Annotated in this window: 9 protein-coding genes; 6 read left to right on the top strand and 3 right to left on the bottom strand. The window is 55.6% G+C overall.

Annotated elements, in window-relative coordinates; translation table 11 throughout:
- The first annotated feature begins 204 nt into the window (after positions 1-204).
- Both FYC48_RS19765 and FYC48_RS19760 read left to right on the top strand, forming a co-directional pair.
- The gene (locus FYC48_RS19765) at positions 205-1968 is read left to right on the top strand and encodes a sensor histidine kinase (protein ID WP_160149643.1); all 1764 of its coding nucleotides are present in this window, start codon (positions 205-207) and stop codon (positions 1966-1968) included.
- Between the two features lie 4 nt (positions 1969-1972).
- Entirely contained in the window at positions 1973-3316 is a 1344-nt protein-coding gene (locus FYC48_RS19760) for a sigma-54-dependent transcriptional regulator (protein ID WP_149498664.1), read from the top strand.
- Positions 3317-3593: 277 nt separating this feature from the next.
- Here FYC48_RS19760 and FYC48_RS19755 read toward each other — a convergent pair whose 3' ends face one another.
- Positions 3594-5012: a DUF1501 domain-containing protein gene (locus FYC48_RS19755; RefSeq protein ID WP_149498518.1), complete on the bottom strand. Its 1419-nt coding sequence runs from the start codon at positions 5010-5012 to the stop codon at positions 3594-3596.
- 398 nt (positions 5013-5410) lie between these two features.
- Between FYC48_RS19755 and FYC48_RS19750 the strand changes: the two genes are divergently transcribed.
- The 3 genes from FYC48_RS19750 to FYC48_RS28835 all read left to right on the top strand — a co-directional run bounded on the left by FYC48_RS19750 (position 5411) and on the right by FYC48_RS28835 (position 9155).
- Positions 5411-7561, top strand: a complete 2151-nt coding sequence (locus tag FYC48_RS19750; protein WP_235034338.1) for a DUF1588 domain-containing protein — start codon at positions 5411-5413, stop codon at positions 7559-7561.
- Positions 7558-8904 carry a DUF1552 domain-containing protein gene (locus FYC48_RS19745; protein ID WP_149498517.1) on the top strand — a complete coding sequence of 449 codons (1347 nt, stop codon included), beginning with the start codon at positions 7558-7560 and terminating at the stop codon, positions 8902-8904. Before FYC48_RS19750 ends, FYC48_RS19745 begins: the two co-directional genes overlap by 4 nt.
- Positions 8905-9002: 98 nt before the next feature.
- Complete coding sequence (locus FYC48_RS28835) at positions 9003-9155, top strand: hypothetical protein (protein ID WP_390622150.1); 153 nt, start codon at positions 9003-9005, stop codon at positions 9153-9155.
- A 233-nt stretch (positions 9156-9388) separates the two neighbouring features.
- On the opposite strand, the gene lysS is transcribed toward FYC48_RS28835, so the two are convergent.
- Positions 9389-10981 carry a lysine--tRNA ligase gene (gene lysS / locus FYC48_RS19735; protein WP_149498516.1) on the bottom strand — a complete coding sequence of 531 codons (1593 nt, stop codon included), beginning with the start codon at positions 10979-10981 and terminating at the stop codon, positions 9389-9391.
- A gap of 252 nt (positions 10982-11233) precedes the next feature.
- Between lysS and FYC48_RS19730 the strand changes: the two genes are divergently transcribed.
- Positions 11234-11578: a hypothetical protein gene (locus FYC48_RS19730; protein WP_149498515.1), complete on the top strand. Its 345-nt coding sequence runs from the start codon at positions 11234-11236 to the stop codon at positions 11576-11578.
- 290 nt (positions 11579-11868) lie between these two features.
- On the opposite strand, the gene FYC48_RS19725 is transcribed toward FYC48_RS19730, so the two are convergent.
- Positions 11869-14022, bottom strand: a complete 2154-nt coding sequence (locus FYC48_RS19725) for a sigma 54-interacting transcriptional regulator (RefSeq protein WP_235034337.1) — start codon at positions 14020-14022, stop codon at positions 11869-11871.
- Between the last annotated feature and the right edge of the window lie 105 nt (positions 14023-14127).

Below are 14127 nucleotides of genomic sequence, written 5' to 3'. Positions count from 1 at the left end.
TAATTTCGAATGTTGATAGAACGCCAGCGTGGGCACAAAAACACGGTGTGAACCACAACTCGGCTCGCCGCGACTGGCCTTGATACCGATCGGACTGCCCCCTATTGTCGCCTTTGGAAGACTGTGTTTCACGCGTTTTCTACAGCGATGACGCTGATGGTAACGAAACTTATCGCAGGGGTCTGACCACGGGGCACAAGGATGATGCACGGGTGGAAAATTCGCACCAAAATGATCGCGGTATTGTGCTTGCTTTCAATCGCGATCGGTGCCTTGGTACTCAGCAGTTGGTCTCAGATGTCCCGCGATCGGTTGCTAGCGATCGAAATCGGTGACTTGAACAAGGATTTCGACTATGCGAGCGGCTTGGTCCGCTGGAGTGAAGGCCTCCATCGCTCTTATTTTGATTTCGACGATCTCGTCAGTTCGACCGCCAAGCCCGGCAACGAACCGCATTTGATCCCGCGGCGTCCGATCAGCGAGGAGATCGCCGATGCGATGACCAACGTCGATTTTAACTTCGAACAACTTCACCGTGCCCTGGACACCTATCGCACCGAAATCTCGCGTTATGCGGATTCGGGTTCGCAATCATCGGTCCCGTTCAACCGTGCCGCGCAAGCCAAACAACTGGCGTTAACCCGCGACCAACTTGACCATGCGCACCGCGACTGGCAAAGCCTAAAAGGCGTCGAACGCGATTCGTTCTTCATGTCCTATTACTCGGCCGACTTGTCAGAAAAGATCCCCCAGCTGCATAAGGGCATCAACAGTCATTTTGGGTCCATCAAGAACGCGATGGGCGGCGTGGAAAATTTGGTGAACACCGAACACCGCGCCAAACGCCGCACGTTTTGGATCCTTACGCTGGTTGCCTTTTCGATGATCTTGACGCTTGCCTGGATGTTCTGGACTTCGATCGTCGTCCCGTTCCGGACGCTAATCAAAGGCTCTGAATTGATTGCCAATGGGCATCATAAACACCAAATTTTGTTGGGAACCAACGACGAATTGGGTTTGATGGCCGAAACGATTAACCAGATCACCAACGGATTCAACGAGGCCGTCGCCAATGCCACCAACGCACGGATACGTGCCGAACAAGAGGTCCGTGAACGCACCCGTGAAGTGATCCAGAATGAACAACTTGCCAGCGTCGGCTTCCTCGCCGCCGGCGTGGCCCATGAGATCAACAATCCGCTTGGGGCCATCGCGTGGAGCGCCGAAGCCCTCGAAGAAACCCTCGAGGAACTCACCGACGACGAACGCGACCGGATCGGCGATTCTCTGTTGGACGAACTACGGACCAACCTGGGACTGATCCAATCAGAAGCGTTCCGGTGCAAAGGAATCACCGAACGACTGCTAAGCTTTGCGCGTTTAAGCAACACGAGTCGCGAAGTTGAGGACTTGTGCGATTTGGTTCAACGGGTCATTTCGATGGTAGCCAAAGTCGGCAAGTACCGCTGCAAGACAATCGAAGTCCACGCGTCACGAAAAATTCGAGCGTATTGCAATGCACAAGAAATCCAGCAAGTCGTCTTGAACTTAGTCAGCAATGCGCTCGAATCGGTGGACACCGACGGACGAGTCGATGTCTATGTGCGAGACGAGTACGACCGATTTCACAGCCAATATCACGCCGTCGTCTCCGTCGAGGACGATGGCTGTGGCATGACGCAAGACGTCATGGATCATCTGTTCGAACCGTTCTTTACCCGTCGCCGCGACAATTCTGGAACCGGTTTGGGGCTGAGTATCAGCGCTCGAATTGTTTCACTGCACCACGGCTCACTGACCGCGCATAGCGACGGCGAAGGTTGCGGTTCGAAAATGGTCTTACGGTTGCCGATCGAAGCGCCTAAAGAGATACCTGCGCCTGCGAGCAACACGCTGGCGATTGCCCCACCCTCAGAATCAGACTCGGAAACAACACGCGAAGATGTCGAAAAAGTCGCCCGAATGTGAATCGATGCACGTCTTGTACGCCGACGACGAGACGACGCTTCAAACCCTGATGAAAAACCAGCTCGAAAAACTCGGGCACAGCGTTGTCGTCTGCCCTGATGGCGAAACGGCAGTCGCGGCGCTCGAACGCGAACCATTTGATTGCTTAATCGTCGATTTGGACATGCCCGGCATGAAGGGTGCCGAAGTCATCCAGCGAGCCACGAAGATCCGTCCCGATATGGAATCGGTGGTGATCACCGGCAAGCCGGATTTACAATCCGCACTGACGGCGATCGAAAATCATGTGTTTGCGTTTGTCACTAAGCCGTGCAGCTTTAAGCAGATCAAATCGCTGCTGAGCGAGGTCTACCACCGGTTGTCCCGATCCCGAAGGCTCGCTGCCCTAGAACACCGCGTACGCCAAACCGACGGCGACGGTCAACTGGTAGGCGAAGGCGAGGCAATGGATCGGGTACGACGGGTGATCGAAAAGGTCGCCCCGACCGACAGCACCGTGATGATCCGTGGCGAGACGGGTTGCGGAAAAGAGTTGGTCGCCCGCGCCGTTCATGCCGCCAGCCTACGCGCTTCCGAACCAATGGTCTCGATTAATTGCGGGGCACTCCCAGAAAACTTGATCGAAAGTGAATTATTCGGGCATGTCAAAGGTGCGTTCACCGGCGCCGATAACGCCCGCGTCGGATTATTCGAGGTCGCCGATGGCGGCACGATCTTCTTGGACGAAATCGGGGAACTGCCACTGACGATGCAAGCCAAGTTACTGCGCGTCTTGGAAACCGGAGACATCCGCCGACTCGGAAACAACCAGTCCAAACGAGTCGACGTACGCGTGATTTGCGCGACCCACCGAGACCTTGAAAAAATGGTGCAAGAGGACCAATTCCGCGAAGACTTGATGTTCCGGATCAATACATTTGAAGTCCATGTCCCGGCCCTTCGGGAACGCCCCGAAGACATCATGCCGTTAGCCGCGCACTTGCTCCGACGTCATCGATCAGATTGCGACGGGGCCGACTGTTTCACCGATGAAGCAAAGTCCGAACTGCTCGCACACAAGTGGCCGGGCAACGTCCGCGAATTGGCAAACGTTGTCGAGCACGCGGCGATCCTGTGTGACAAACTTCCCATCGATGCCGAACACTTGCCTCGACATTTCAGCCGGCGTCAGCTGCGAAGCGAGATTCGGGATTCCGGGCCAATGACGATTCGCGAGATGGAACTACTCGCGATCGAACGCGCCGTCGAACGACACGGAGGTGACAAGAAAACGGCTGCCGAAGAATTGGGAATCAGCGTCAAAACACTTTACAACAAGCTGAACTCTGCCGAAGAAAAAGCCGCGTGATTGTCCGCCAATCGCCGTAGCGGAAGCCGCCGATGCTTTCGGCAAGAATCAATCGCCGCAGAGGAAGCCGCCAATGCCCCTCAATCAAATGGCCCGACGCGCTAACAAAACGAAACTAGAGGCGCTCTTAACTCTTTAAAAGCGGCGTACGCAATCGCTACTTCTGCGGAACACAAGGCGAAGCTGTACGACGCACAGCTGAGTAAATCGACAGGCCGCTGAGGAGTTCTGCTGCCAAAACCGCTAGCCAGGATGTGACTCAATAACGGTCCACAGATCACGCGATGATGTCTTGGACCACCTTGCCATGGACGTCCGTCAGACGGAAATCGCGGCCGGCATAACGATACGTCAAACGCTCGTGATCAAACCCAAGCAAGTGTAACAGCGTCGCATGAAAATCATGGACGTGCACTTCATCCTCGACCACATCGAGACCGGTCTCTTCCGTCGTGCCATGCACGTAACCGCGTTTGGTGCCACCACCTGCCAGCATGTAGCTGAACCCACGGTGATGATGATCGCGTCCGACTTTTGCGGTCACCGGCAACTGGACGGTTGGCGTGCGCCCCATTTCGCCGCCGAAGATGACCAATGTTTCATCCAGCAAATCCAAACGTTTCAGGTCGCTCAATAAAGCGGCGAGCGGCTGATCGGTCTCACTGGCCAACCGCTGGTGACCACCTTTGATATTTTGATGTGAATCCCAAGGCTGCCCGGCCCCATGGTAGACCTGTACATAGCGAACACCACGTTCGACCAGCCGACGGGCGATCAACATCTGTCGGCCATGAAGTCCGGTGCCATACATCTGCTGAATTTTCTCTGGCTCTCCCGTGGTGTCGAAAGCGTCAAGTGCTTCGCCTTGCATTCGGAAGGCAAGCTCGAGTGATTCGATCCTCGCCTCGAGCTGCGGATCCGCACTTCGGGACGCCCGATGAACTCGGTTCAATTGCTGAATCAAACCCAACTGCCTTCGCTGCTGCTTGGGGACCAACGTTTCATTTTGAACGTTGTCGACCAATTCTGTCGGATCTTCATTGCGGGTATCGACGTGCATGCCTTGGTAGACGCCTGGCAGAAACGCACTTCGCCAATTTGCCGCCCGCGCCGTCGGCAAACCGCCGGGACACATCACCACGTAACCGGGCAATGATTGATTTTCCGTCCCGAGTCCATACAGGGTCCAGGAACCGACCGAAGGCATCGTACGAATCATGTCACCACAATTCATCATCATCAGAGCTTGTTCGTGATTCGGAATGTCAGTTGTCATCGAACGAATCAAACACAAGTCATCGGCATGACCGGCAAGCCGTGGAAACAGCTCACTGATCTCCATCCCACACTCGCCATGCTTCGCGAACTTGAATGGCGAAGCATGTGCAACACCGGCGGTTCGTCGATTGCGTTGCTTGCCGTCGGAAAGCTTTTTACCGTGCAGCTTTTCCAATGCAGGCTTCGGATCAAACGTGTCAACCTGTGACGGGCCACCGTTGGCAAACACATGGATGATATGTTTTGCTCGAGGCGTAAAGTGCGGCTGCCGAGGCGAGAGCGGGCTCTGAATGCCCGGGTCCGATGAATCCTCCGCAAGCAGCGTTGCCGCTGCGAGTGAACCGATCCCAAATCCACACCGCTGCAACATCTCACGGCGATTCGGCAACGATTGAAAAAGCGTCTGGTTAAGATTCATGACACCCGCGTGGATCGGAGCGAAGGACAAACGGAACTTCGAGTGCTTTGCCCCATCGTGAATTCTGTTTTACCCGCATTGCGTCAGCCACGGCGATGCGGCCAGCACCGAGCGAATACCCGCCGGCTGATCAAACACATCCAAATCTCAATGGAAACAAAGCGTCATTATAGATCAGCCTCGGGAGTGTGACAGGCGATTCGGATCGGAGGAATTCAGTTTGTCCGAAGGAATCAAGCTCCCAATCGACCGCCTTTTCCGAATGATCCCATTCTTCGATGATTCGTGGGATGCCAAACCCGGCTGCGATTCCGGAACTGTCACAAATAGTTGCGACCATGTAGCGATGAGCTTATCTTAGCATGTCCCGCCGCAACCCAATTTCTTTGGCCCGCCTGATGTCATCGACGGATTTTCTCCGCATTTTCTGGACGCTGCTCCTGTCGATGGGGCTTTGCATGCCGCTTTACCAGATTGGTTTTCGCCCCGGCGTCTCCGCCGCCCAAGAACCCGCGATCGAGCCGACGCGATCGCCCGACTGGCAAATCACGGTAGATAGATATTGTCTGGACTGCCACGGAGAGTCCGATCCCGAAGGCGGAATCTCGCTCTCGGTTGACTCTCAACCGGAATGGATGAACGATCCCGAGCAACTGGTCAGAATCGTCGACGTCCTTCGTGCGAACGAAATGCCGCCCGAAGACGCCGAACAACCGAGTCAAGAAGAACTCCGGTCACTCGTTCAATCGTTTTCAAAACGACTGCATGAAGCGATCGCCAAGTCCAGCGATAGCGAGCGTCCCTCGCTTCGTCGGATGAATCGTTTCCAATACAACAACGCAGTCGAAGACCTGTTTGAATTGAACTGCATCGTGTTCACCCTTCCCGAAAAAATGCTCCGTGAACACAACGGTTACTTCGACCCGGCTTCTGGAAAAATGCCGTCAACCGTGATCGTCGGAAGCCGCCCGCTTGGCAAAAGCCAAATGATCGAACCGCGACTGGCGGGAGTCGCCGCGTTTCCTCAAGACTTGCGGGCGGAAAATGGATTCGACAATCGGATCGACCACCTATCGATGTCACCGCTGTTGATGGAATCCTTCCTGAAGCTCGGGCAATCGATCGTCGACAGCCCCGACTTTACCCAACAACGAGTCGGCATCTGGAAAGAGTTTTTTGCCGAACCCAAGATCGCCGATCAACCTCGCGATGAAACACGGCGTCAAGCAGTCCGCGAAAGATTGGACACTTTTCTACGGCGAGCGTTCCGTGGTGGTGCGGACCGATCAACGGTGGATCGCTACAGCGCCTACGCCGTCGCAAGGCTTGATCGCGGTGATGAGTTTACGACTGTGATGAAATCTGTCGCGGCCGCGGCAATTGCGTCGCCGCGATTTTTGTATCTCTACGACAACGCAACAGCGCCGGCGTCCCGATCCCCGGCGATTGACTTGGCGTCGCGACTGTCATTTTTTCTTTGGGGCAGCGTTCCCGATCGGCACTTGATGGGTCTCGCCGAGTCAGGTGAGTTGCTTCGGCGCGACACACTCGAATCTGAAGTTGATCGTTTGTTGAACGATCGCAAACTGAAACGATTCTGCGATAGCTTTCCCGCTCAATGGATGCAATTGGAACGGATCATCTCGGCAGTGCCTGATCGCGAGCAGTTTCCGCAGTTCTATTACGCAAAGTACCGTGATAGCATGCACATGATGGCCGAGCCGCTGCTGTTATTTGAAACGGTATTGATTGAGAACCGCCCGATCACTGAGTTGATCGACCCTGCGTTCACTTACCGCTCCTTGCACCTTCGCGAATCTTACGGTGAAGACGTCCGCGCCTCCAAACCACGCAATCGTCGTACCGGTGAAGTGACGCGTTTGACGTTTGATCGTTTGCCGATCGACGACCGTCGCTACGGCGGTGTGATTACAAACGCGGCGGTGCTGACCATGACCAGTGGCACCAAGCACACCAAACCGATCACGCGTGGAGCCTGGCTGGCGACCGTGGTTTTTAATGACCCGCCACCACCGCCTCCTGCTGACGTCCCGGCACTTCCGGAAAAGCCGCATGCCACGGAAGCTCACTTGACGATACGCGAACGACTTGCCAAACACCGAGAACGGTCCGACTGCCGAGGTTGCCACGAACAGATCGACCCACTTGGTTTTGCTCTCGAACACTACGATCCGGTCGGCGCTTGGCGAGAAACCTATGAGAACGACCTGAAAATCGACATGGCAGGGACGTTATTCCGCAAGCACGACTTCGCTTCTGTTCCTGAATTTAAAGACGCAATCCTTGTCGAACGTCAACGCTTCGTCCGTGGATTCACCGGACACTTACTTTCGTTCGCGCTCGCTCGTGAACTTGACGCGGCCGATTGGTTCGTCGTTGATCAAATCGTCGAACAAGCCGAATCAAAAGACTTTCGGATGCGAGACCTCATCAAGGCGGTCGTTACCAGCAAGGCGTTTTGTGGCGACGCCGCAGCACCGAATCATCAACTGACCGGACACACCGATCAATCGCAGGACCCGTCATGAGCCGAACCAGTAGACGAACATTTTTGCGAGGCGTCGGTGGCGCGGCCGTCATGTTGCCTTGGATGGAAAGCTTGGCATCAGCCGCGGTGTCTGCTTCTCCATTACGCATGGTTCAATACTATGTGCCAATTGGCGTCGTCCGCCGAGCATTTTTTCCAGGTGAAGCGGATCACATCATCCCCAAAGGAAACCTGGGCAATGTGATGAAGTCTCTGGGAAAGCAAGACCCGACATTTCGTGTGGCGCCACTGGGTAAACTGACGCCGACGCTCGAACCCCTAGAACCGGTTAAGCACAAGGTCACACTGATCACCGGGATGGACCGAACGTTCCAGCAAGGCACCGATGTTCACGCGCAATGCGCGTCCTGCTACCTCAGCAGCGCGACGCCGTATTCGATCGACCGATCGGCATGGCCTTTGGATCGAACACTTGACCATATCGTCGCCGATCATATCGGCAAATCGACTCCGTTTTCCACCCTGGAATTCAGTTGCAATAGCCACCGCGATAACAAGGAATCGATTTACTTCGACAACATCTCCTGGTTCGGCACCGGGCATGTCGCCCCTTCAACTCGCGACCCTCAAAAAATGTACCATCGTCTGTTTGGCACGTCAGAGATCGAGCACTATCGCGACGTGACCAGCCTTGTTTTGGAAGACGCCAATGGATTGAGCCGAGAACTGGGCAGCCAAGATCGCCAAAAATTCGCGGAGTACTTCGAATCCATTCGTACGATCGAGAAACAAATCGATCGACTCGAATCGATGAAAGCGGAACTCAACAAGGTAAAGCTAGACGAACCGACGGCGGCTCATCTACCGCGGGGTGAATACATTCGTGTGATGGGTGACTTGCTCGTCGTTGCACTGCAAAGCGGACTTACCAATGTGGCTACGTTCATGATTGGTCCAGAACGCTGGGATACACCGTTCCTGTTCGAGTCCTTATTCGAAGCACCGCGAAGCCATCATCAAATGTCCCACAATCAGACGAAGTTCATTGATGATTTGGCCAAGGTCGATCGCTTTTACATGGAACAGTACGTCTACCTGCTTAAGCGAATGGACGCGATCAAAGAAGCGAACGGACATTCGTTGCTTGACAATACGCTGATCACCTACGGCTCGGGACTTGGAGACGGGTCGACGCATCAATACAACGACTTGCCCATCGTCGTTGGCGGTGGCGGCTCCCGCGTTCGCTCGGGATTGCACATCAACATGCCCGAAGGCACGCCGCTTGCCAATCTGTGGTTGACCCAGGCGAGCCTGCTGCAGGTCCCGATGGATCATTTTGCCGACAGCACCGGACAGATCGAAGCCTTGCGAGCGGTGTAGTGGCTCGGCCAACAACGGCTGCAACGGGGTATCTTTTTTATCCGCTCCTGGTCGCCCCTTTTCTCTCCCTCCGACGCCTCTCCTCTGCAAGATCGATGATGTCTAGACGCAAGTCGCAACTGGTTTCCATTGCCACACTCGCTGCGTACGCTTGCCAGCTCACGGTACCTGCCGCTGACACCAAGGAAACACTTCCCAATGTCGTCGTTCTTTATGCCGATGATTTGGGCTATGGCGATCTGTCTTGCTAAAACCCCGACAGCAAAATCCCAACGCCCAATCTCGACCGCTTGGCATCGCAAGGCATTCGGTTTACCGACGACCACTCTTTGTCGGGGATTTGCACGCCAAATGGCACCTCGGCTGGGACTGGGATGCGATCCGGACGTGCTAGCCGCGGCAGTTAGCCGCGGCAGTTAGCCGCGCCCTAGCATGTTGAGCATCCATCATGACGCGGTGACATCGAGTCACCGTGCCATGCGTCCTACTCGGTCGGACGCAACACGGGGAACAAAATCACGTCGCGAATGGATTTCTGTCCCGTCAAGATCATCACCAAACGATCGATCCCAATTCCCAGTCCACCTGCCGGGGGCATCGCGTGACGCAAGGCACGGATAAAATCGTGATCCATCTTGGCCATCGACTCTTCATCGTCCAAACCTTCGAGCTGTGTCTCGAACAATTTTTGCTGTAGATCCGGATCATTCAATTCGGTGTACGCATTGGCGAGTTCCATCCCACAGATGAATAACTCAAATCGTTCGGCAATCTCCGGGTTGTCTCGCTTCCGTTTCGTCAACGGGCAGATGCTGGCAGGATAATCGATTACAAAAATCGGTCCTTCGAGTGTGTCTTCGACTTTCTCTTCGAAGATCTCGTTGCGGATCACATCGGGGTGCTTGCCGGCGGTGTCCAAGCCAAGCGAGCCGGCGTACTTCTTCACCGCGTCCTCATCGGCGGGATCGACATTGGTGGCAGCTTGGAAAAGTTCCGCATAAGTCGCACGCTTAAAGGGAGGCGTAAAATCGATTTCTTGATCGTTGAACGTTCGCTTGTAGCCTCCCCCGATCGATTCGATCGCATTGCAGATAATGCGTTCGGTCAAATCCATCATGGTTTCGTAATCGCCGTAGGCCTGATACGCCTCCAACATCGTAAATTCCGGGTTGTGCCGTGGGCTCAGTCCCTCGTTTCGGTAAACGCGACCGAGTTCATAAACACGTTCCATCCCACCGACCATCAATCGCTTGAGGTGCAATTCGAGCGCGATCCGCATGGTCAACGGCATGTCGAGTGCGTTGTGGTGAGTTTCGAAAGGCCGCGCGGCGGCACCACCGGCGACCACGTGTAGGGTGGGGCCTTCGACTTCGCAGTAACCATCGCTATCGAGCGTGGAACGAACGGATTTGATGATCTTTGTACGGCTCAGGAACGTCTCCATCGTTCCTTCGTTGAACGCCAAATCGGCGTACCGCATCCGCTGTTTCAAATCCACGTTCGTCAAACCGGCATGCTTATCCGGTGGCGGATCGAGCATCTTCGTTTGGAAGAACAGCTTCTCCGCGAAAATCGTCAACTCACCGGTGTTCGTCCGGCCCAGCCGCCCCTCGACCGAGATCAAATCCCCGAGGTCAAAGAGTTTCGCGAGCGCAAAATCGTCGTCGCCGACTTGCTGTTTCCCGATGAAGATCTGGATCGTCCCGGTCCAATCTTTGATATTCAGAAAGATCAGCTTGCCTTTGGTCCGCATCAGCATGACTCGACCGGCAACGCGAACGGTCGGACCGATCTCCTCGCCAGGCCCGTTGTCGCTTTTCCACTGCCGATACTCCAGACTTTCGTCGCTGAAGTCGGGCAATTCGATCAATTGTCCCTCGGCGGTCTGAAATTTGATTTCCCCGGCACGTTCACGGCATTCGCCCAGCAGGTCTCGGTCGTCAAAGCGGCTACCGAAGGGATCGATTCCCATCGCTTCGATTTGAGCCATTTTCTCGCGTCTGGCAACGCGTGGGTCTGTCGAGTCCTCACCGTCACCGGCGTTGCCACCGGGGGTCTTGTTCGGGTTTTGATTCATTAGGTCGTTAACGTGGAAGGTCCAATCTGCCTATTGCAGCGGTGGATTGTCGAGATGTCGAGGAGTTTTGACAAGCCGAGCCAACCCCGGATGGATCTTGACGCAGATCAAAGCCTTGCGATATGCACGCCATACGGTCCGTTGCGTTGCTTACGCGGCCCTGACGGACACCGACTGTATTCGCTTTGTCTTTCCAGAAATCCTGTCCTTCCAGAAATTCTGTCCCTCCAAAATTTTCTCACCGGGTCAACCATGCATCGTCTATTTGCAGCCGTTTTGATCGCCGTTTCGGCAAGCTTCCTTCCCGCCGATCTTCTGGGATCCGGATCGAACACCGTCGCCGCGGCCGAGGTCGTCCATTACCAATGCAAAGAATGGAAAGCCAAACATATCCACGACACGAAAAAGATCGAAACGATCGCGGGCACTTTGAAGAAACTCGGCTGCGAAGTGAAGCAGGAAAAGCATAACGGGCATGTGGACCTAAAGTATCGATGCCCGAAAGAACGAAGCCTGCCGGTGAAATCCCACGACGAGGCTGTGAAGTGGGAGAAGTGGCTGAAAGAGTTCGGGTTCAAAGCTTATCACACCCACTGATGGTGCCTTGCTCCGATAACGAAGTACCGATGGGATGTCCGGCTGAAGAACACGCGTTCTCCGACCAGATCACCTGTTTGGGTTCGGCTCATCAGCGGACGGGTGTTGACTTTGGTGATCTGAACCAAAGAGTGCCGAAAGCCTCGGCGGCTCGGTGAATTTATCGAATGGAGCGACTCAACGATCAACCGACGGGCATTCGCCCAGGCTTACGCGAAAGAACCGCGCGGTATCGCGTTTGCGGCTGAATAAACCGAAAGCCTCGGCGGCTTCCGCTACGGACGATGCGGTCACGCCTCCTTGGCAAATTTTTTGAGCTTTCGATCGAGTGTGCTTCGCTCGATCCCCAAGATACTAGCGGCGCGGCTTTTGTTGCCATCGGTGTGCCGCAAAACGCGTTCGATGTGAAATCTTTCCAACTCAGCGAGCGACAGTTCGACCGGCGAATCCGACGCCGCCTGCTCTTTGGCGACTCCCCCGACCGCGGCCGGGGTCAACAACAAGTGCTGCACGTCGATCGAATCGGTATCGTTAAGCACCACCGCTCGCTCGATCACGTTGCGCAATTCCCGAATGTTCCCCGGCCAGGGATAATCCAGCAGCATCGCTTGAGCCGGTGGGGTGATCGATGAAATGCGTCGCCCCATCTTTTCGTTAAAGCCAGCCAAGAAATGTTGGGCCAACAAGACGACGTCGTTCCCACGTTCACGCAGCGGCGGGACCAAGATCTCGACGACGTGCAGTCGATAAAACAAATCTTGCCTGAACTTTCCTTCGGCGACCATCGATTGCAAGTCACGATTGGTCGCCGCAACGACTCGGACGTCCACTCGGATTGGTTGTTGACCGCCGACCCGTTCAAAGGGATGGCCTTCGAGAACACGCAAGAACTTGGCTTGGATTTCGAGATCCATTTCGCCAATTTCGTCTAGCATCAGCGTACCACCGTCGGCCGCTTCAAATTTTCCTTGCTTACGATCGGTCGCACCGGTGAAAGCGCCTTTCTCGTGCCCAAACAATTCGCTTTCCAGTAGCGAAGGCGACAGCGCGGCACAGTTCATACAAACCAGCGGGCCGTTGGAACGACTGCTTGCATGATGGATCGCCGAGGCGACGAGTTCTTTCCCGACCCCGGATTCACCTCGCACCAACACCGTCGCTCCGGTCGGTGCGACCAACGATACCTTCTTGATGATCTCGCGAACCGCGTCGCTGCGACCAACGATTTGAACCTTGTCGCCGACTTGATCGCGAAGGGCTTTGATCTGTAATTGAGAACGGCGGAGCGATCGATCTAATTTCCCTCGCACGCTGAGATTGCGGAGCGATTGAGCCAGGATCTCGGCGACGGCCAACACAAAACCAAGGTCCTCCCCGTCGAACACCGCATCGCTATCGGTCGTCAGCAGATGCAACATGCCCAGCAGCTTTTTGTCTCGATCGATGACCGGAGCCAGGATCATACTGACCGCATCGATTTCCCCTTGGCTGTTCTCGGCCGCCAACGCGCGATCACCACCGACGTGGCGAGCCAGAATCGCTTGTCCCTCGTGACCGATGACCGCATTGATCGCCGTATCGGGAGGACGGCGATAGGTCACCGATCCGTGGGCACCTTCGGTTTGCCGCGTTGCGACCAGGGTAAAGTGCTTCGACTCGATGGAATCGTTTGGCGATTTCGACTTCGCATCGACGACGTACGCACCGGCATTGCGGAACCGGATTGCGTCGGTCAAACAATCCAGCACGGCTTCGATCGCATGCGAAATCGAATCGACACGTGCTAAGTCAAACGCGAGCTGCAACAGGGTTGCTCGAACGCGATCATCGCCCAGAGACGCGGACGACGTAATCTGCTCTGGACTGTCTGTCTTCGCCGGCTGCGGGGCGACGTCTGACTTAAAGTAACCGCTTTGCGCGCGCCGCTCGGTGATTGCGGCGGAATCCATCGCGATCGTCAGATGGTCCTCACCACCGATCGGCTGGGGGGATCGCACCGGACCATCGGCTGACTGAATTTGCCGGACGAACTGAATTGCGAACCCGGCAATCTCGATCCGGTCACCGTCGCGCAACAGTTTCGGCTCGCTAAGTCGCTGTCCCGAGACCAACGTCCCGTTCCGGCTGCCCAGATCCTCGACGGCCCAACCGTTCGGCGTCGACCAGACTCGAGCGTGCTGGCGACTCGCTTTTTCGCTGCGGATTGAGATCTGGTTTGCGCTGGCCCGCCCCAGGATGACTTCTGCGGGCGCCGACAATCGGAACACGTCACTCCATCGCCCGGCGGCATGCATCACCAAGTAGGCCCCCTCGACCCCACCAACCGGCAACTTACCCTGGGGCTCGGCCGCGGGACTTGCGGGAGCCGAAGCGGCTTGACCTCGCGATTGCGTCGGATTCGGCCCACCAGGTGAGCTGGAAATGGTCAAGCTGCTGTCACTCAATGGAACATCTCGTCGAAAGGGACTGCACCGACTCGGCGTCTCGGTCATGCAAATTGCGGTGTCGATTTAGACCAGCATCTCGGAAAACCGGTGAGCAGGCCACGC

It is taken from the genome of Roseiconus lacunae, assembly GCF_008312935.1.
Taxonomy (GTDB): Bacteria; Planctomycetota; Planctomycetia; order Pirellulales; family Pirellulaceae; genus Stieleria; species Stieleria lacunae.
The sequence above is the reverse complement of the archived record's forward strand: the minus strand, read 5'-3'. Positions and strand labels throughout refer to the sequence as shown.